The organism is Streptomyces sp. NBC_00207, from assembly GCF_045160965.1.
Lineage (GTDB): Bacteria > Actinomycetota > Actinomycetes > Streptomycetales > Streptomycetaceae > Streptomyces.
Map to the genome: position 1 here is coordinate 3,323,586 of NZ_CP130715.1, position 14,623 is coordinate 3,338,208.

At 70.7% G+C, this 14,623-nt stretch carries 25 protein-coding genes; 14 read left to right on the top strand and 11 right to left on the bottom strand.

The window, feature by feature from the left end; genetic code table 11:
* Positions 1-4 precede the first annotated feature (4 nt).
* The 13 genes from OG472_RS15925 (at position 5) to OG472_RS15985 (ending at position 7,393) form a co-directional block, all read left to right on the top strand.
* Positions 5-1,045: a hypothetical protein gene (locus OG472_RS15925; RefSeq protein WP_405941632.1), complete on the top strand. Its 1,041-nt coding sequence runs from the start codon at positions 5-7 to the stop codon at positions 1,043-1,045.
* The gene (locus OG472_RS15930; RefSeq protein WP_405941633.1) at positions 1,045-2,130 is read left to right on the top strand and encodes a hypothetical protein; all 1,086 of its coding nucleotides are present in this window, start codon (positions 1,045-1,047) and stop codon (positions 2,128-2,130) included. The genes OG472_RS15925 and OG472_RS15930 overlap by 1 nt, the downstream gene beginning before the upstream one ends.
* 1 nt (position 2,131) lies before the next feature.
* Positions 2,132-2,851, top strand: a complete 720-nt coding sequence (locus OG472_RS15935; protein WP_405941634.1) for a hypothetical protein — start codon at positions 2,132-2,134, stop codon at positions 2,849-2,851.
* A gap of 8 nt (positions 2,852-2,859) precedes the next feature.
* Positions 2,860-3,027 carry a hypothetical protein gene (locus tag OG472_RS15940; RefSeq protein ID WP_405941635.1) on the top strand — a complete coding sequence of 56 codons (168 nt, stop codon included), beginning with the start codon at positions 2,860-2,862 and terminating at the stop codon, positions 3,025-3,027.
* A gap of 12 nt (positions 3,028-3,039) precedes the next feature.
* Complete coding sequence (locus OG472_RS15945; protein ID WP_405941636.1) at positions 3,040-3,672, top strand: N-acetylmuramoyl-L-alanine amidase; 633 nt, start codon at positions 3,040-3,042, stop codon at positions 3,670-3,672.
* 2 nt (positions 3,673-3,674) lie between these two features.
* A complete protein-coding gene (locus OG472_RS15950) occupies positions 3,675-3,920 on the top strand; it encodes a hypothetical protein (RefSeq protein ID WP_405941637.1) in 246 nt (81 codons plus the stop codon).
* A gap of 10 nt (positions 3,921-3,930) precedes the next feature.
* On the top strand, positions 3,931-4,290 hold the full coding sequence (locus tag OG472_RS15955; protein WP_405941638.1) for a hypothetical protein: 360 nt from the start codon (positions 3,931-3,933) through the stop codon (positions 4,288-4,290).
* A complete protein-coding gene (locus OG472_RS15960; RefSeq protein ID WP_405941639.1) occupies positions 4,291-4,725 on the top strand; it encodes a hypothetical protein in 435 nt (144 codons plus the stop codon).
* Positions 4,715-5,047, top strand: coding sequence for a hypothetical protein (locus OG472_RS15965; RefSeq protein WP_405941640.1), 333 nt, complete (start codon positions 4,715-4,717; stop codon positions 5,045-5,047). Before OG472_RS15960 ends, OG472_RS15965 begins: the two co-directional genes overlap by 11 nt.
* Before the next feature lie 120 nt (positions 5,048-5,167).
* Positions 5,168-5,620: a DUF6221 family protein gene (locus OG472_RS15970; RefSeq protein WP_405941641.1), complete on the top strand. Its 453-nt coding sequence runs from the start codon at positions 5,168-5,170 to the stop codon at positions 5,618-5,620.
* A complete protein-coding gene (locus tag OG472_RS15975; protein ID WP_405941642.1) occupies positions 5,617-6,036 on the top strand; it encodes a hypothetical protein in 420 nt (139 codons plus the stop codon). Before OG472_RS15970 ends, OG472_RS15975 begins: the two co-directional genes overlap by 4 nt.
* Positions 6,036-6,374, top strand: coding sequence for a hypothetical protein (locus tag OG472_RS15980; protein ID WP_405941643.1), 339 nt, complete (start codon positions 6,036-6,038; stop codon positions 6,372-6,374). The genes OG472_RS15975 and OG472_RS15980 overlap by 1 nt, the downstream gene beginning before the upstream one ends.
* Positions 6,371-7,393, top strand: a complete 1,023-nt coding sequence (locus OG472_RS15985) for a hypothetical protein (protein ID WP_405941644.1) — start codon at positions 6,371-6,373, stop codon at positions 7,391-7,393. Before OG472_RS15980 ends, OG472_RS15985 begins: the two co-directional genes overlap by 4 nt.
* Before the next feature lie 60 nt (positions 7,394-7,453).
* Here the strand turns inward: OG472_RS15985 and OG472_RS15990 are convergent, their stop codons facing one another.
* The 8 genes from OG472_RS15990 to OG472_RS16025 all read right to left on the bottom strand — a co-directional run bounded on the left by OG472_RS15990 (position 7,454) and on the right by OG472_RS16025 (position 10,834).
* On the bottom strand, positions 7,454-7,909 hold the full coding sequence (locus tag OG472_RS15990) for a hypothetical protein (RefSeq protein WP_405941645.1): 456 nt from the start codon (positions 7,907-7,909) through the stop codon (positions 7,454-7,456).
* A gap of 160 nt (positions 7,910-8,069) precedes the next feature.
* Complete coding sequence (locus tag OG472_RS15995; RefSeq protein ID WP_405941646.1) at positions 8,070-8,297, bottom strand: hypothetical protein; 228 nt, start codon at positions 8,295-8,297, stop codon at positions 8,070-8,072.
* A gap of 23 nt (positions 8,298-8,320) precedes the next feature.
* Positions 8,321-8,653: a DUF6233 domain-containing protein gene (locus OG472_RS16000; protein WP_405941647.1), complete on the bottom strand. Its 333-nt coding sequence runs from the start codon at positions 8,651-8,653 to the stop codon at positions 8,321-8,323.
* A 153-nt stretch (positions 8,654-8,806) separates the two neighbouring features.
* Complete coding sequence (locus OG472_RS16005; RefSeq protein ID WP_405941648.1) at positions 8,807-9,094, bottom strand: hypothetical protein; 288 nt, start codon at positions 9,092-9,094, stop codon at positions 8,807-8,809.
* 9 nt (positions 9,095-9,103) lie between these two features.
* Positions 9,104-9,253: a hypothetical protein gene (locus OG472_RS16010; RefSeq protein ID WP_405941649.1), complete on the bottom strand. Its 150-nt coding sequence runs from the start codon at positions 9,251-9,253 to the stop codon at positions 9,104-9,106.
* 9 nt (positions 9,254-9,262) lie between these two features.
* Positions 9,263-9,844, bottom strand: coding sequence for a hypothetical protein (locus OG472_RS16015; protein ID WP_405941650.1), 582 nt, complete (start codon positions 9,842-9,844; stop codon positions 9,263-9,265).
* Positions 9,845-10,180: 336 nt separating this feature from the next.
* Complete coding sequence (locus OG472_RS16020; RefSeq protein ID WP_405941651.1) at positions 10,181-10,324, bottom strand: hypothetical protein; 144 nt, start codon at positions 10,322-10,324, stop codon at positions 10,181-10,183.
* Between the two features lie 270 nt (positions 10,325-10,594).
* Positions 10,595-10,834 (bottom strand): helix-turn-helix domain-containing protein, encoded by a 240-nt coding sequence (locus OG472_RS16025; RefSeq protein ID WP_405941652.1) that lies wholly within the window; start codon positions 10,832-10,834, stop codon positions 10,595-10,597.
* Between the two features lie 112 nt (positions 10,835-10,946).
* Here OG472_RS16025 and OG472_RS16030 point away from each other — a divergent pair, with 112 nt between their 5' ends.
* The gene (locus OG472_RS16030; RefSeq protein WP_405941653.1) at positions 10,947-11,177 is read left to right on the top strand and encodes a hypothetical protein; all 231 of its coding nucleotides are present in this window, start codon (positions 10,947-10,949) and stop codon (positions 11,175-11,177) included.
* Positions 11,178-11,666: 489 nt separating this feature from the next.
* On the opposite strand, the gene OG472_RS16035 is transcribed toward OG472_RS16030, so the two are convergent.
* Genes OG472_RS16035 through OG472_RS16045 form a run of 3 tightly spaced genes read right to left on the bottom strand, consistent with a single transcriptional unit; the run spans position 11,667 to position 14,583 of the window.
* Entirely contained in the window at positions 11,667-12,986 is a 1,320-nt protein-coding gene (locus tag OG472_RS16035) for a bifunctional RNase H/acid phosphatase (protein ID WP_401601623.1), read from the bottom strand.
* Positions 12,986-13,729, bottom strand: a complete 744-nt coding sequence (locus OG472_RS16040; RefSeq protein WP_401602473.1) for a zinc ribbon domain-containing protein — start codon at positions 13,727-13,729, stop codon at positions 12,986-12,988. Before OG472_RS16040 ends, OG472_RS16035 begins: the two co-directional genes overlap by 1 nt.
* Positions 13,726-14,583 carry a Nif3-like dinuclear metal center hexameric protein gene (locus OG472_RS16045; protein WP_383571984.1) on the bottom strand — a complete coding sequence of 286 codons (858 nt, stop codon included), beginning with the start codon at positions 14,581-14,583 and terminating at the stop codon, positions 13,726-13,728. Before OG472_RS16045 ends, OG472_RS16040 begins: the two co-directional genes overlap by 4 nt.
* Between the last annotated feature and the right edge of the window lie 40 nt (positions 14,584-14,623).

A 14,623-nucleotide genomic window follows, 5' to 3' on the forward strand; every position in this document is an offset into this window, starting at 1 on the left:
GCCTGTGGTTGCCACCGATCCGCTCTGGCTCCCCACCCTCAGCTACGACGAGGGCGAGCTCCGCAAGATGGATGTCCCGTTCGTCATGGCGGACGGCACTGCTGGCGGCGCGCGGGCCGGCATCCGGCCGGGGGACATCGGCCTCGCGGTTTCCCTCGCTGGTACGACCGTCAACGTGACGGCAGGCTCGGCGTCGCTGTACCGCTCCGGGCAGGGCGTGTACCGGGCCCAGCTGGCAGCGACCAGCCCCGGCACCCTGTCCGCGGCGCACGCCACGTTCACCAGGATCGACCTCGTCTACCTGCGGGTTTGGGATACGGCCGTCGACTCGACCGGTCTCCGAAAGGCCGACACCGTCTATCTGGCCGGCACGCCCAGCGGTTCGCCGGTTGCCCCCACGCCGGGCGCCACCGAGATCTACATCCCGCTCGCCACGATCACCGTGCCCAGTACGGGCGGTGGCGGCACCGGTGCGGCCACGGTCTCCTCGACGGTCCGGCAGGTGACCGTCGCGCCGGGCGGCATCCTGCCCGTGACCTCCGCCGCCGACATCGCCGTCACCGGCAAGTACGTCGGGCAGGCCCGCTACAACACGGTTCGCGGTCAGCAGGAGTTCTGGAACGGCAGCGCGTGGGCAGCCCCCGGAGACTGGACCGCGTACACGCCGACCTGGGCCGGCGGCATCACCGCCATGGGGTCGTCGGTCTCCACCGGCCGCTGGTCCCGCGTCGGCAACACCTACGACGTGACAGCCCAGCTGACGTGGGGCACGGGCAGCACGATGAGCTCCACCGCCATCACCGTGACCCTGCCAGCCGCCGCGACCTCCGTGTCCGGGTCGCCCCGCTGGATCGGAACCGGCTACTTCTCCGACGGCGTGAACCCCTTCAAACCGCTGGCCGGCATCATCAGCCTTAGCGGCACGACCATGGCGCTCTTCGCAATCCGCCAGTCCGACATCGGCTACCAGAGTCCCGGCAGCCTCGGCTACTCCTGGATCTCCGGCGCCAGCATGAACCTCCAGATCCGGTACGAGGCGGCCTGATGAAGGGACCTCTCGAGGTCGCCTGGTACGGGTGCGCGCTCGCCGACGGCGGCATCGCCGAGGAGCTGCGGTCGCTCGTCCCGTCCGGGCTCAGCCGCCGGCTCGGCGCCTCCACCAGCACCTCGTTCACCCTGACGGTGGCCGGGACTGCAGCACCGGCCGAGTGGGAGTCCGCCACCGACCCCGGCCGGACGATGCTCGTCGGCGTCGACACCCTCACCAACACGCCTCTGTGGGCCGGCCTGGTCCTGACGCGCGGCGGCGGCGCCGAGAACACGGTCGAGCTTGGGGCCTGCTCGCCGGAGGGCTACCTGGACCGCCGCTACCCCGGCACCTACACCGCCACCGCTGTCGACGCCTCCACCGTGATGGCCGCCCTGGCCGCGCCGGCCGCAGTGTCCGGCCTGCCGCTGACCTTCGACGTCACCGCGTCCGGGCTGCTGATCGATTTCGAGATGCTCGACTCCGACGACAAGACGATCTTGTCCGCGTTGCAGACTATCAGCGCGATGGCCGGCGCCCCGGAGTGGACGATCGACGTCGTCTGGGCGGACGCCACCCTCACCGCGTTCGACCTGGTCATGCGGATCCGGCCCCGCATCGGCGTCCAGGACGCGACCCCCGAGGCGGTCTTCGACTTGCCCGGCTGCATCAGCACCTACCGGCTGTCGGAGTCCTACGAGCAGGGCAAGGGCGCGACGGTCGTCGTCGCGACGGGCGAGGGCCAGGGCGACGCCCGGATCCAGTCCGACGTCCAGACCGCCACCGACCTGATCGCCGCCGGCTGGCCACGCTGGATCTACCGCTACAGCCCCGGCACCGGCATCACCGACGTGGACCAGCTCAACGCGCACGCCGTGGCCACGCTCGCCCTGATGCAGGCCGGCGCCCGCGCATGGACCGTCACCGCGACCGCGTCGCAGGCACCCCGTGTGGGCACCGACTGGTCCCTCGGCGACAGCGTCTCCGTCCAGGTCGCCACCTCACCGCGGCACCCGCGCGGCGCGTCCGCGGTCGCCCGCGCCTACGGCTGGGACCTCGACATCGCCGGCGACAAGGTCACCCCGATCCTGCTGGAGGAATGACATGCCGCTGCCCGTCGACCTCCTGCCGCCGACACCGCAGGCGATCTGGCAGGCGATCCGGCAGCTTCAGCGGGACTACCGGGAGCTGCTGGCCGCCCGCCGCTCGGAACGCACCGGCAACCTGCGCGTGTACACGTCGGCCGGCGTCCTCATCGTCGAGACCGGACCGACCCCGACGACGCACCTGGACGGATCGACGCAGGAAGGGATCAGGCTCTTCCGGGAGGACGGTTCGCTCGTCGCCTCTGTGCAGGCCACGCCGTCGGTGACCGGGGTGAACACCCAGTCGTGGACGCTGTACGACCGCCTCGGCAACGCCGTCATGGGCGATGACCCGATCCCGGGCCAGGGCCTCGCGAGGCCCTACCTGCCGATCCCGTTCGCCGACTCCAACTACCTGGAGTGGCCGGCCACGTTCTCGATCCCGTGGGTCGACCTGAAGCAGACGACGATCAAGAAACAGCAGGCCATGGCCTACGTCGTCATGGGCCACACCATGGACACCGGCGGCGCCAGCGGAGAGGTCCGGATCAGCGTCAACGGCACCGTCATCGGCTCGCCCACCGCCGTCACATTCAGCGTCACCACCACGACCGTCGGCCCCTTCGCGCTGCCCGGCGTCCACCTCGCCGACGTCGACATTCGCATGCAGGGCCGCTTCACCGGCGGCGCCGGCAGCCTCCGCGGACAGGTCATGGCCGCCTCCCAAATCCAGTCGTAGGAGCCGCCATGGGCACCCCGCCCGAACCGCTGGAGAGGCCGCCCGGCGCCGACAACATCGTCGTCGAGCTGCCCATCCCGCTGTCCGAACAGAACCCGCCCGAGCTGCCCGACATCCCCCCGGTGCCCGAGCCGGAAGAACCCGACCCCGGCGGCGAAGCAACCGTCGCCACCTGACCTGGAGACCTCATGGCCTGGTACCCGGGGGCTCGCAAGATGGAGCTCCTCCCCGAAAGCAACGACCAGCAGGCGATCCGGCCGACGCAGTTCATCATGCACAGCATCGCCGCCCCCTGGACGAAGGAGCGGACGTTCGAGTACTGGCGCGACAGCACCAACCTCGAGAGTCACTTCGGTCAGTCCTACGACGGCAGCATCGCCCAGTACATCGGCACTGAGACCCGGGCCGACGCCAACTACAAGGCCAACCGCAGGGCCGACGGCACGGGCGCAGTCAGCATCGAGACCGCCTCCAACCTCGACCACAGCGACCCCTGGACCGACGCTCAGATCGAGGGACTCATCAGTCTCGGCGTGTGGCTCCACAAGCAGCACGGCATCCCCTTGACGGTCTGCCGCACCGCATCGGATCCGGGCTTCGGGTATCACCGGCTCCACTCCGACTGGGCTCTCAGCGGCACCAACTGTCCTGGTGATGCTCGGGTGAAGCAGTTCAAGGAGCGGATCTTCCCCGGCATCGTCGCCCGCGCTACGGGGACTCAGCCCCCGACGCAGCCGCCGTCGACGCCCACCACCCCGCCCACCCCTGTTCCCGCGCCCCGGTACCGCCGGCCGCGTGCCTACCGAGCGATCGGACTCTGATCATGACGACTCCTCCCACCACCCCGCCCCCGCTGCCCAAGCCCGCCGGGATCATCCTCGTCAAGGGGCAGCCCGAGATGGGCGACGGCCAGGCCGTCTTCGGGATCTGGCCGTCCGGCTACGTCCGGCAGATCACGGCCGCGGAGTACGTCCGCTGGGGCGAGCCGGTCATCGACTACTGGATCCCCGTCGGCAACGACGCCGAGTTCAACCAGCTGTTCGCCTACGACAAGGCCCTCCGGGGCTGAGAGGAACGCCATGAAGCTGTTCAATCGGGAGCCCGCGCTCTGGCTCGGCCTCGTCGCCATCGGCGTCAAGCTCCTTGCCGCGTTCGGCATGGACGTGTCCGCCGAGCAGCAGGCCGTCATCAACGCGGTCGCGGCTGCGCTCGTCGGTCTGATCCTCGCCGTGGTCGCGGGTGATGCGATCGGTGCCGCGGTCCTCGGTTTCGCCCAGGCTGCTCTCGCGCTGGCCGTGGGCTTCGGCCTCGACTGGTCTGCCGAACAGCAGGCCGTCGTCCTCGCAGCCGCTGCCGCCGTCGTGGCCATGTGGGACCGGACGCAGATCACCGCGCCGGCGCCGGCCGCCGCGGTCGCCCGCCCGCTCTCGGGCGTGTAGGTGAGGTGCCGGGCGGTCCGGCGGCTCAAGCGCAGGCTCGGCCGCCGCGGCACCATCCTCACGAGCTACGGGCTGGTCTGGCTCCTCTACGGGTACGGGCAGTTGACGACTCCCCAGCCCGACCAGCGCGGGCTCGCGACGGCACTGTCGATCATGCCTCTCTCCGGGTGGGGCTGGTGCTGGATCGCCGCGGGCATCGTGGCTCTTGTAAGTGCGTGGGCTCCGCCGGGCCGCGACGCCATTGCCTTCATCGTGCTGCCACTCATCGTGGTGCCGTGGATGGCGTCGTACCTCGCCGCCTGGATCAGCGGGGGCTTCCCCCGCGGTTGGGTGGCAGCAGCCGTGTGGGCGGTGATTACCGTCCCGGTCCTCGTGGTCGCAGGGTGGCCCGAGCCGCCCCGCGCCAAGAAAGCGGAGCCACCCTATGAGCACTGAAACGTGGGCCCAAGTCGGACTCACCGCGGCGGCGGCAGTGGCGAGCGCGTTCGCCGGCCGGGCGGCACGACGCTCCCGCCGGCAGGAGAACCGTGACGACTTCACCACGGTGAAGGACGCGCTGAACGAGCGGATCGACGATCTGAAGGAAGAGATGGACGACCAGCGCCAACTCATCGGCGACCAGGCCGAGGCGCTCCAGTACCTCGTCGGCCGAGTCCGGTCCCTGGTTGCCTTCGTTCGGAAAGCCGGGCTGGAGCCGCCGGCGCCGCCTCCGATGCCGGACCGCGTCCGCGACTACCTCCACCACATCGACGTGTGAGAGAACTGGAGTGCGAGCAGCCCCCATCGCTTCGGCGGTGGGGGCGTTTTGCTGTGCCCTCAACTCAGGTGCGACCTCGATAAGATGCCATATCGGCGCCCAGAATTGGTACAATTGAGCATGACGGAAGCTTTGATCAACTTCCTCCGGGATCGCCTCGCCGATGACGAGCGCGCCGCCCAGCTCATGGAGAAGTTCTATCCCTCGCCCTGGGAGTTGTCCGACCGCGGATGGATGGCCCGCGTGGTGGCAGACGGCCCAGCCTTCCGCGAAGTGATCCAGCTGGAGGACGGGCCGTGGAAGCCGACTGGCGAAGACGTCCTATGGCTGGGCGACATCATCGACCACGTCTCGCGTCACGACCCCGCCCGCGTACTCGCCGAAGTCGACGCCAAGCGCCGGATCGTCGCCCTGCATTCCGACGCGACCGGGCACAGCTGCTCCATGACGGACGAGACCGGATACGAGCTCAACTACGCCGAGGTCGCAGGCGACGAGGCTTGCACAACGCTCCGCCTCCTCGCCCTGCCCTACGCCAGCCGCCCCGACTACCGCGAGGAGTGGAAGCCGTGACTGCATCAGACGATCCGAACTGGCTCTGGGAGTTCCGAGCCGAGGACTTCGTGCACGCCCGGCTCCGCGAAGACCTCGCCGCCGCCGAGGCTCTTCCGGCGAGCACCGAGCGAGACGTGGCCGTCGACCGCGTCATCTCGCTCCGCCTCGCCGTCGTCCAGCACTCCCCATACGTCAACTCCGACGGCAAGTCCTGGGCGCGCTGCTTCACCTGCGACCCTGCCTGCGGCTTCCCCTGCTCCACGATGCGGTACTTCACCCGCATGTGGCGGCATCACCCGGACTACCTCCCCGCTTGGAACGACTCCCTCGACGGAGAGGGCGGCCCGTCCAGCTGGCAGCAGGACCAGCTTCGTATCGCAGAGCTGGGCGGCTACCGACACGAGTTCCTCGCCAACCACCCGGAGGCGGCGTGATGGACGACCAGAAGACATGGGACACCGTGTTCGACTCCCCGTGCCTGCTCCGGCTCGGCCCGTGGCGCATCGACGAGTGCGCAGAGTGCGCGCTGTGCGGGGGCTGCGCAACGCACGAGTGCTACGAGAAGGAGTCCACGGCCGTCCTCCACATGGACTGGTTCCGCGACTTCGCCTCCCCTGGCGAGCCGGAGTGCGGCAGCATCGGCGGACCGATTGACCAGGTGCCGTCGCAGTACGCACCGCGCCCCTGCAACCTGCCTGCCGGGCACGAGGGGAAGAACCACCGAGCGCGGATGGGCTGGTCGTGGCCAGCAGGCAAGAGGGCAGCCGCGTGACCGACGCCCCTCTGATCCCGTACCAGCCGAACCGCGCCCCGGCCGCCTACGACCCGGCGACCCTCGCCGTCCTCGCCGCCATGGAACAAGCCGCCGAGGAACACCTCGACGCCATCCGGCCCCACAACACCAAGCGGGGGTACCGCAACGACTGGAACCTCTGGCGAGAGTTCCACGACTGGCTCGCCGAACGCACCGGCCACCGGCTGCCGCTGACGGCTGTCACCAAGGGCACGCTCGTCGGCTTCGTCGTTTGGCTCGACACGGTGAAGCTGGCCGCGCCAAACAGCATCGACCGCAGGATCACCGGGGTAACCGTCACCGCCCGAGCCGAGGGCGTTGAGGTGCCGAAGGAAGCCACCGTTGCCGCGAGGGAAGCACTCAAGCCCCTCAAGGCCGACCCCGACCGAGTCGCCCGCGGCCGAGGCAAAGCACCCGCAGCCACACTCCAGCAGCTCCAACAGATGGCCGACGCCGCACCCGCCAGCCTCACTGGCCTCCGCGACCGCGCCCTCTGGCTCATGGCCTTCGGCATGGCAGGCCGCTCCGCCGAAGTCGCCGCCCTCCGCGCCGACGCCATCACCCTCGTCAGCGAAGGCCTCGACGTCCAAGTCCCCTCAGTCAAAGCCCGCCCCGCCCGCAAGGTCCGAGTCGCCTACGGCAGCAACCCCGACACCTGCCCCGTCCGAGCCTGGCTCACCTGGCGCGCAGCCGCCGGGATCACCGCCGGGCCCGCCTTCCTCCCCATCGACGTCCACGGCCAGATCGGCACCAGCGCCATGTCCGCCGCCGGCTGCCGCGAAGTCATCGCCCGCAGCGCCGAACGAGCAGGCATCGCAGTCCGGCTCACCGGACACTCCATGCGGTCCGGGTTCATCACCACCGCCCGCAAGGCCGGCAAGCGCGAAGAGAAGATCCGCGCCCAATCCGGGCACGCCGCCAACTCGCCGGTCTTCTGGGGGTACATCCAGGAAGCCGACGCCTGGACGGATGCAGCGTCCGAGGGCATCGGCCTGTAGCACTGAGTCAGTCGTTATGCGCTACGCCCGCCCCGCAAAGGGGCGGGCGTTCTCGTGCGACTAGCCGCGGTCAGGACATCGGACCGGCACCGGCTCCTCTTGGCCGTCCCAGGTGAACCGCAGGACCGCGGGCGTGTCCGCCATGTACCTGGCACTCAGGCGCCGCACCTCTCCCGGCGCCAGGATGGCACCGAGCGGATCCTCCCAGGCGACCAAGTCCACATCGGCGGGATGCAGCGCTGGGTTCTCTGCTGGGGCCTGCCCCTCGTTCGCGAGCTGCCAGGTGCCCGCTCCGAGGCGTTCGATGCGGAGCGCAACGCGGGGGCGGGCCGCCTCTCGCTGCATGGCCAACGTCTCCGCGGCAACAGCAGCCTGCCGCTCGGCCGCGTCCGCCGACCGCCGCGCCTCGGCTACGGCTTGCCGACTTGTTCGCCAAGCTGCGTAGCTAATCCCGAGAGCTCCAGCGGCGACGACGAACGAGCCACTTCCCAGAGTGATGTAGCTGCCTATGTCCATGGCGGGACAGTAGCGGGGCGCGGGGAGCCACCCCCAACCAAAGCGGAGTCTCCCCTTGTCATATGCCTACCGGCCCGCCCCACCCCGTGCGTATGGTGTGGCTCCGGACCATCCCGGGCCCGTCGCCCTCCCGGCTCCCCACGGGAGGGTCGCCGCGCGTCTATCCCTCGGCGCCGTCGGTGCTCCAGACGGTGGGCCCGCCGCCACGCCACATGATCGGCGGCCAGTCCGCTTCGTCCGCCCAGCCGGCCCGCCGCAGGAACTCGACGACGTCCCCCATGCTGTACGCCACGCCGAGGATTGCGTCGGTCCCGTGGGCGTGCACGGTCACCCGTCGGCCGCCGCTCGGGGCGACGGGGTGGACGTGGACCTGCGTCTGATCGGCCATACGTCCAGCCTGCGACGGCACGGTCAGTCCAGCACGCCGAGCGCGGTGTCCGGCCGGCAGTGCGTGCACGCCTCGACGCCGTCGGCGAGGGCCCGGCGGGCACCGTCCCGGTCCGCGGGCAGGCAGCGGGATCGGGTGTCCCAGCAGTCACCGACGTGCACGCGGACGGGGGTGCGGCCGACGCCGATGCCGTGCTCGATCAGCCAGTCCGGCGGCGGGGGCGGCGGCCGGCGCGCGGCATCCGCGGCGAGGCGCTGCTCTTCGGCGGTGATGAGCCGCTCGACCGTGGCCAGCTGCACCCGCAGGAACGTCGCGAGGGTGTGCAGGCGGGGCAGGTCGGGCGGATAGTCGGACACAAGTTCGATTCTACGACGATCGGCGCACGCCATTGTCAGCGCCGGGGACTAGCGTGGACACATCACATCGGCTCTAGCTAGCGGGGATGCTGCTGGGCTGGTGCGCACCGCCCCGCCTGCCGTTGATGCGTCGGCTAGCGGGGCGGAGCACTGTCAGCCCTCGTCGGCCGGCTTCGGATGCCGGACCGCAGCGTTCACCGCGGCCTCCAACTTCCCGCGATCCTGCCCCGTCGCCTTCGCATGATCGGCGATGGCCTGCTGGACCTCGGCCGCGCGGTCCCGCCAGGCAGCCACCGCCGTATTCCATGCGAGGTGCTGCTCCTCGGTCCAGCCGCCCTCGGTCGGCCGCCCGTAATCCTCCTGCAGCCGGCGCACCTCGGCATGAGCGTCATCTGCAGCCTGCCGCAGCGCGATCAGGTCGTCGTTCAGTTCGATTGCCACCGGCTGATCCTAGGCCGCGAGCTCCTGCTCGGCGCGCACCGCCGCAGCCCACTCCACCACCAGCCGGTAGTAGCGGTCGCGATCCTCCGGCCGCGGCTTGGCGCCGTCCTGCAGCAGCGCCCGAATCTCCTCGTTCACCTGCTCAGCGGACCGGATCATGCCGTCATGCTACGAGCCGTCACCGACATCCGGAACCGGCCGGGCGCCCTCCCAAAGCGCGTCCACGTGCTGCGCGAACCGGTCGAACATCCCGTCCGTCTGCAGCCGGCGCAGGTGCAGCATCGGGGAGTCATGGCCGAGGAGGTTCGCGATGTGCGGCGTCACCAGCATCTCGTCATCGAAGAGGAAGACCGACAGCGCAATGTGGTCGTCCGAGAAGCGGGCCTCCAGCCCGGGCAACGCGCCCAGCTTCCGCAGCTTGGCCAGGGTCATGTGGATGCGGACGCTGACCGTCAGCGGATCGTCCTCCACCCGCTCGCGCTTGCGGGTGACCTCCGAGTCTGGATCCCCGACGATGAACCGCACCTGGCAGCCGGCCTCGACCTTCGCCCGCAGGCGCTCCGCGGCCTTGGGCTGCTCCTGCCACAGGAAGTAGTTCGTGTAGCCGGCCATGACGATCCGGCGCCGCGCCCCGTCAATCAGCGACGACCACACCGTCGGCGGGCAGAGGTTCCGGTACGGGTACGACGCCACGATCTCCCGGTCGGGTCCAGTCTTGAGAACCTTGCCCAAGGCTTCTGACCACAGCATTTCCGGTCTCACTCCCAGCGTCTCTGCGACGGCCGTCCGCGTCTTGGGGTGCGGGACTCGCTCCGAGTCCAGCCACCTGTCGACCGTCTTTCCTGACACGCCGACCCTACGGGCCAGGCCCTCCCGGGTCACCCCGGCATGTCTCAGGGCGTCTCTGAGTGCGACGTTCACGAGGTCCCCCGGAAGGCGTGTGCGGGCATGCGGGTGACGCTACCGGGAAGCGTCCCAGGTGTCCCCGAAGTGCGGGTAGAAGCGTCCCCAGAGGCACGGCAGAGTACGGGCATGAGCCAGCCGCCTCCCTCCCCGGAACGCCCACTCCCGTCCGTCAGTGACCTGTCAGAGCAGCAGGTTCGCGGTACGGCCTGCGTGTACTGCGGGGTGTGCCTCGACAACGGAACCGCGGTCGACCTCGGCCAGCAGCGTGCCGGCCGCGCCGACCGCGTGCAGTGGTGGTTCCCGCGGGCGTGTCGGCTGCCGCATCCATGAGCCCCCGCCCGTCCCGATGCGGCGGCTACGGGGCGGGCGGGAACCGGACAGGCGACCGGCCGGTAGGTTTGTGGTTGCTTCAACAAACTTTGTCGGTCGTATGTTCGAACGAACATCAGTCAACCACTAGGTAGAACCTGACGGTTGGTGACATTTGCGCAGGTCGAAGGCAGGGTGCGCATGCATATATCTGCGAACCCACTAGCCCCACGTGCATGGGACATGCAGACTGGGGCAATCGCAGTACGTGGCCGAAACGTTCCCCTACGCGTTCGGCGGCAGCAGGCTTTTCACTGAGACGCGGAGGACGCAGGCGATGCGCAACAGGTGGCTGATCTTTGCGTCTGTCGTGCCGCCCTCAAGGCGCTGGATCGTTGAGCGGTCGATGCCGGCATGCTCCGCCAGTCGCTCCTGGGTCAGGTTCTCGTGAATCCGGGCTACGCGAATGCGGTCGCCCACCACTTTCTGGGCGTCGCGAATCCACTGATCTTGTTCGGGCGGCACCAGCCCAGGTCAACCTAGCAAGATCAACTTGTCAGCAGCAGAATTGCGGCATCTTGTGATCAACGTTGGTCGGTCGACCGATCGACGCACTTCTATCGGCGGGAGACGCCCCATGGAGCCCGAGGAGATCCTCGCCCTCTATCAGTGGCGGGAAGGCGCCTGCTTCCGCCATCCCGCACTCGGCACAACCCAGACAACCCACCTTGGGACGCTCCATCCCCGCGCCGGCGACGAGGCTGACATCCGCGGCTGCCGCGCCTGCGTGCTGGACCTCGAAGCGGAGAGGATGCGGGCGGCGATGAGAGCCGGCTTGCGCTACGAGCCTGGCCATCTGGGCAGTTAGGCCCTCGCCCTGGGGAGCAGCTGGGGAGAATCTGGGGAGTGGGGGGCGTCAGGGGAGACTCAGATGCCTCACTCAATCAAGCTCAATCTCACTCAATCAAGCTTAATCTCAGCAGGTCACGCCCTACGTGAGGTAGCTGGACGTGATCGTCGCAGACCGCGAGGTCACCGGGCGACAGAACCCGGCGTACAGGCCGGCTCGTCTGCCATTTCCGCCCCGAACCGCTTTCACCGGTCCGGGGCGGTTCTGTTCTCCGCAGGGGACGGGTGTGTGCCGGGGCGCTCCCCGCAGGGCGTCGAACGCACCGTGGCTCGGCCCTCCGCCCCCCCGCCACGTTCGGCGCCCGAGGAGACGCCCGGCGCGCGCCCGGCCCCACCCGAACCGGCGAAGCCAGCCGACCCGGCCGCCGGCCCCGGCCCCGGCCCCGCCCGAACCGGCGAAGCCAGCCGACCCGGCCCCGGCCGAACCCGCCACCCCGGCCGGCGAGGCCTACCGCAGGTGCGACGTGTCGTTCAGAAGGCGCACCGAGGCGTTGCCGTCCGCGTAGTAGGCGACGGCCGAGAGGGAGGCCGCCGAGAGTTCCATGCGGAACAGCGCTTCGGGCGGGGCGCCCAGGGCGAGGCGGACCAGGATCTTGACCGGGGTCACGTGGGTGACCAGCAGGACCGTGCGGCCCGCGTGCGCGGCCAGCAGCCGGTCGCGGGTGGCCGAGATCCGGCGGGTGGCGGCCGTGAAGCTCTCGCCGCCGCCCGTGGGGGCCGCCTTCGGGGAGTCCAGCCAGGCCTGGAGGTCGTCCGGGAAGCGCTCCTGCACCTCGGCGAAGGTCAGACCCTCCCAGGCGCCGAAGTCCACCTCGCGCAGGCCCTCCTCCACCGTCACGGTCAGGCCGAGGCGGTCCGCGACCGTCCGGGCCGTCTCGCGGCAGCGGCGCAGCGGGGAGCTGATGACGGTCTGGACGGTGCCGCGGGCGGCCAGCGCCTCGGCCACGGCGGCAGCCTGGCGGCGGCCGGCCGGGGACAGTTCGGGGTCGCTGCCCCCGCTGCCGGAGAAGCGCTTCTGCGGGGTGAGGGCGGTCTCCCCGTGCCGGAGCAGTACGAAGGTGGCGGGCGCCCCCATGTCCGGGCCCCAGCCGGTACCGCCGGCGCCGGCCGTGCCCGGGGCTTCTGCCCGGGCGGCGACGCGCGCCTCGTCCGGCGCGAACAGCGTGTCGGCGGCAGCCGGCTCGGCCGCGCCGCGGGCGGCCGTGGCACCGCCGGAGGCGAGGGCTGCCCGTACGGCTGCCGCGCCCGCCGCGGCGTCCCCGGGCGGGCCGGACGGCGGCGGGACCGCCAGGCTCCGGGCCGCCGAGGCGTCCAGGGCGGCCGTGGAGTCGGACGGCTCCCACTGCTTGCCGCGCTTGCCCGCGTCCATCGCCTCGTTGGCGAGCCGGTCCGCGTGCTTGTTCTGCTCGCGCGGGATCCACTCGTACGTGACCTGCGCGCGGGGCAGGATCTTCGCCGCCTCCGCCGCCAGGGGCTTCATGTCCGGGTGCTTGATCTTCCAGCGGCCCGACATCTGCTCGACGACGAGCTTGGAGTCCATCCGGACCAGGACCTGCGCGTCCGACGCGAGCTCGCGGGCCGCCTTGAGCCCGGCGATCAGGCCTTTGTACTCCGCCACGTTGTTAGTCGCGATGCCGATGTACTCCGCGCGCTCGGCCAGCGTCTCGCCCGTCGCCGGGTCGAGGACGACCGCGCCGTAGCCGGCGGGCCCCGGGTTGCCCCGGGACCCGCCGTCCGCCTCCACGACGAACCCGACGGGCCTCTGCATCAGATGCCCGAGTCCGCCGTACGGACCAGGATGCGGCCGCAGTTCTCGTGACGTACGACCTGGTTGCGGGCGGCGGCCTTGATCTCGTTCACCTCGGCCATGTCCAGCTCCAGCCGGCAGCCCTCGCAGCGGCGCTGGTACAGGCGCGCGGCGCCGACGCCGCCCTGCTTGACGCGGATCTTCTCGTACAGGGCCATCAGGTCGCCCGGCATGGACGTGACGATGACCTCGCGGTCCTTGGTGACCTTCGCGACCTCGGCGTCGATCTCGGTGGTGGCCGCGTCCCGGCGCCCGGTGGCGTCCGCCACCTTGGCCTCCAGGGCGGAGACGCGCTCGGTGAGCCCGGTGACGCGCTCCTGCGCGGCCTCCAGGCGCTCCATGACCTCCAGGACCACGTCCTCCAGGTCGCCCTGGCGCTTGGCGAGGGAGACGACCTCGCTCTGCAGGTTCGCCAGGTCCCGGGCCGAGATGCCCACGCCGGAGTCCAGCCGCTGCTGGTCGCGGACCGCGCGCTGGCGCACCTGGTCGACGTCCTGCTCCGCCTTGGTCTGCTCGCGCGCGGTGTCGCTGGCCTGGGTCTGGGCGGCGACGAGCAGGTCGCGCTGCTGCGTCAGGTCCTTGGTGAGCGAGTCGAGCTCGGCGTGCTCGGGCAGCGACTTGCGCTTGTGGGCGAGCTGAGACAGCCGGACGTCCAGCGCCTGGACGTCGAGAAGTCGGATCTGGTCGGCGGGCTCGGCGTTCAGTTGGGGGCTCCAGGGATAGAAGGGTGTGTGACGGACGGCGCGTGCGCCGTCCAGGGGTCGGTGACCGTGCGCGAGACATGGGTGCGCAGACCCCAGCCCTTGCGCTCGGAGATCGCGTCGAGCTGCGCGGCGGCCTGCTCGCACCAGGGCCACTCGGTGGCCCAGTGGGCGGCGTCGACGAGGGCGAGCGGGCTCTGCTCGCGGGCCTCGGACACCGGGTGGTGGCGCAGGTCGGCGGTCAGGAAGGCGTCCACGCCCGCGGCCCTGACCTGCTCGAAGAGGCTGTCGCCGGAGCCGCCGCTGACGGCGACGGTACGGATGAGGGCGTCCGGGTCGCCCGCGAAGCGGATGCCCTGCGCGGTCTGCGGCAGCCAGGCGGCGGCGCGGGCCGCGAACTCGCGCAGGGTCTCGGGGTGGTCCAGTTCGCAGATCCGGCCGAGGCCGCGGCGGCCCTCGGGGTCGGTCGGGTCGGGCACCAGCGGGCCGGTGATCCGCAGGTCGAGGGCGCCGGCGAGGGCGTCGGAGACCCCGGGGTCGGCGGTGTCGGCGTTGGTGTGGGCGACGTGCAGGGCGATGTCGTTCTTGATCAGCGTGTGCACGACGCGGCCCTTGAAGGTGCCGGCCTCGACGGTGGTGGTGCCCCGCAGATAGAGGGGATGGTGGGTGACGATCAGGTCGGCGCCCAGCTTCACCGCCTCGTCGGCGATCTCCTGTACGGGGTCCACGGCGAACAGGACCCGGCCGACCTCGGCTTCGGGGTCGCCGCAGACGGTTCCGACGGCATCCCACTGCTCGGCCCGCGAGGGGGGCCAGAGGGCGTCCAGCGCTGCGATGACTTCAGAGAGACGGGGCACGGGCCAAGGCTACCGTCCCCGTCACCACGACCCGCCCGGA

Coding starts and splice junctions, on each gene's coding strand:
- OG472_RS15930 (WP_405941633.1), top strand. CDS start 1,045: ATGAAGGGACCTCTCGAGGTCGCCTGGTACGGGTGCGCGCTCGCCGAC.
- OG472_RS15935 (WP_405941634.1), top strand. CDS start 2,132: ATGCCGCTGCCCGTCGACCTCCTGCCGCCGACACCGCAGGCGATCTGG.
- OG472_RS15940 (WP_405941635.1), top strand. CDS start 2,860: ATGGGCACCCCGCCCGAACCGCTGGAGAGGCCGCCCGGCGCCGACAAC.
- OG472_RS15945 (WP_405941636.1), top strand. CDS start 3,040: ATGGCCTGGTACCCGGGGGCTCGCAAGATGGAGCTCCTCCCCGAAAGC.
- OG472_RS15950 (WP_405941637.1), top strand. CDS start 3,675: ATGACGACTCCTCCCACCACCCCGCCCCCGCTGCCCAAGCCCGCCGGG.
- OG472_RS15955 (WP_405941638.1), top strand. CDS start 3,931: ATGAAGCTGTTCAATCGGGAGCCCGCGCTCTGGCTCGGCCTCGTCGCC.
- OG472_RS15965 (WP_405941640.1), top strand. CDS start 4,715: ATGAGCACTGAAACGTGGGCCCAAGTCGGACTCACCGCGGCGGCGGCA.
- OG472_RS15970 (WP_405941641.1), top strand. CDS start 5,168: ATGACGGAAGCTTTGATCAACTTCCTCCGGGATCGCCTCGCCGATGAC.
- OG472_RS15980 (WP_405941643.1), top strand. CDS start 6,036: ATGGACGACCAGAAGACATGGGACACCGTGTTCGACTCCCCGTGCCTG.
- OG472_RS15990 (WP_405941645.1), bottom strand. CDS start 7,909: ATGGACATAGGCAGCTACATCACTCTGGGAAGTGGCTCGTTCGTCGTC.
- OG472_RS15995 (WP_405941646.1), bottom strand. CDS start 8,297: ATGGCCGATCAGACGCAGGTCCACGTCCACCCCGTCGCCCCGAGCGGC.
- OG472_RS16010 (WP_405941649.1), bottom strand. CDS start 9,253: ATGATCCGGTCCGCTGAGCAGGTGAACGAGGAGATTCGGGCGCTGCTG.
- OG472_RS16015 (WP_405941650.1), bottom strand. CDS start 9,844: ATGCTGTGGTCAGAAGCCTTGGGCAAGGTTCTCAAGACTGGACCCGAC.
- OG472_RS16020 (WP_405941651.1), bottom strand. CDS start 10,324: ATGCGGCAGCCGACACGCCCGCGGGAACCACCACTGCACGCGGTCGGC.
- OG472_RS16030 (WP_405941653.1), top strand. CDS start 10,947: ATGGAGCCCGAGGAGATCCTCGCCCTCTATCAGTGGCGGGAAGGCGCC.
- OG472_RS16035 (WP_401601623.1), bottom strand. CDS start 12,986: ATGCAGAGGCCCGTCGGGTTCGTCGTGGAGGCGGACGGCGGGTCCCGG.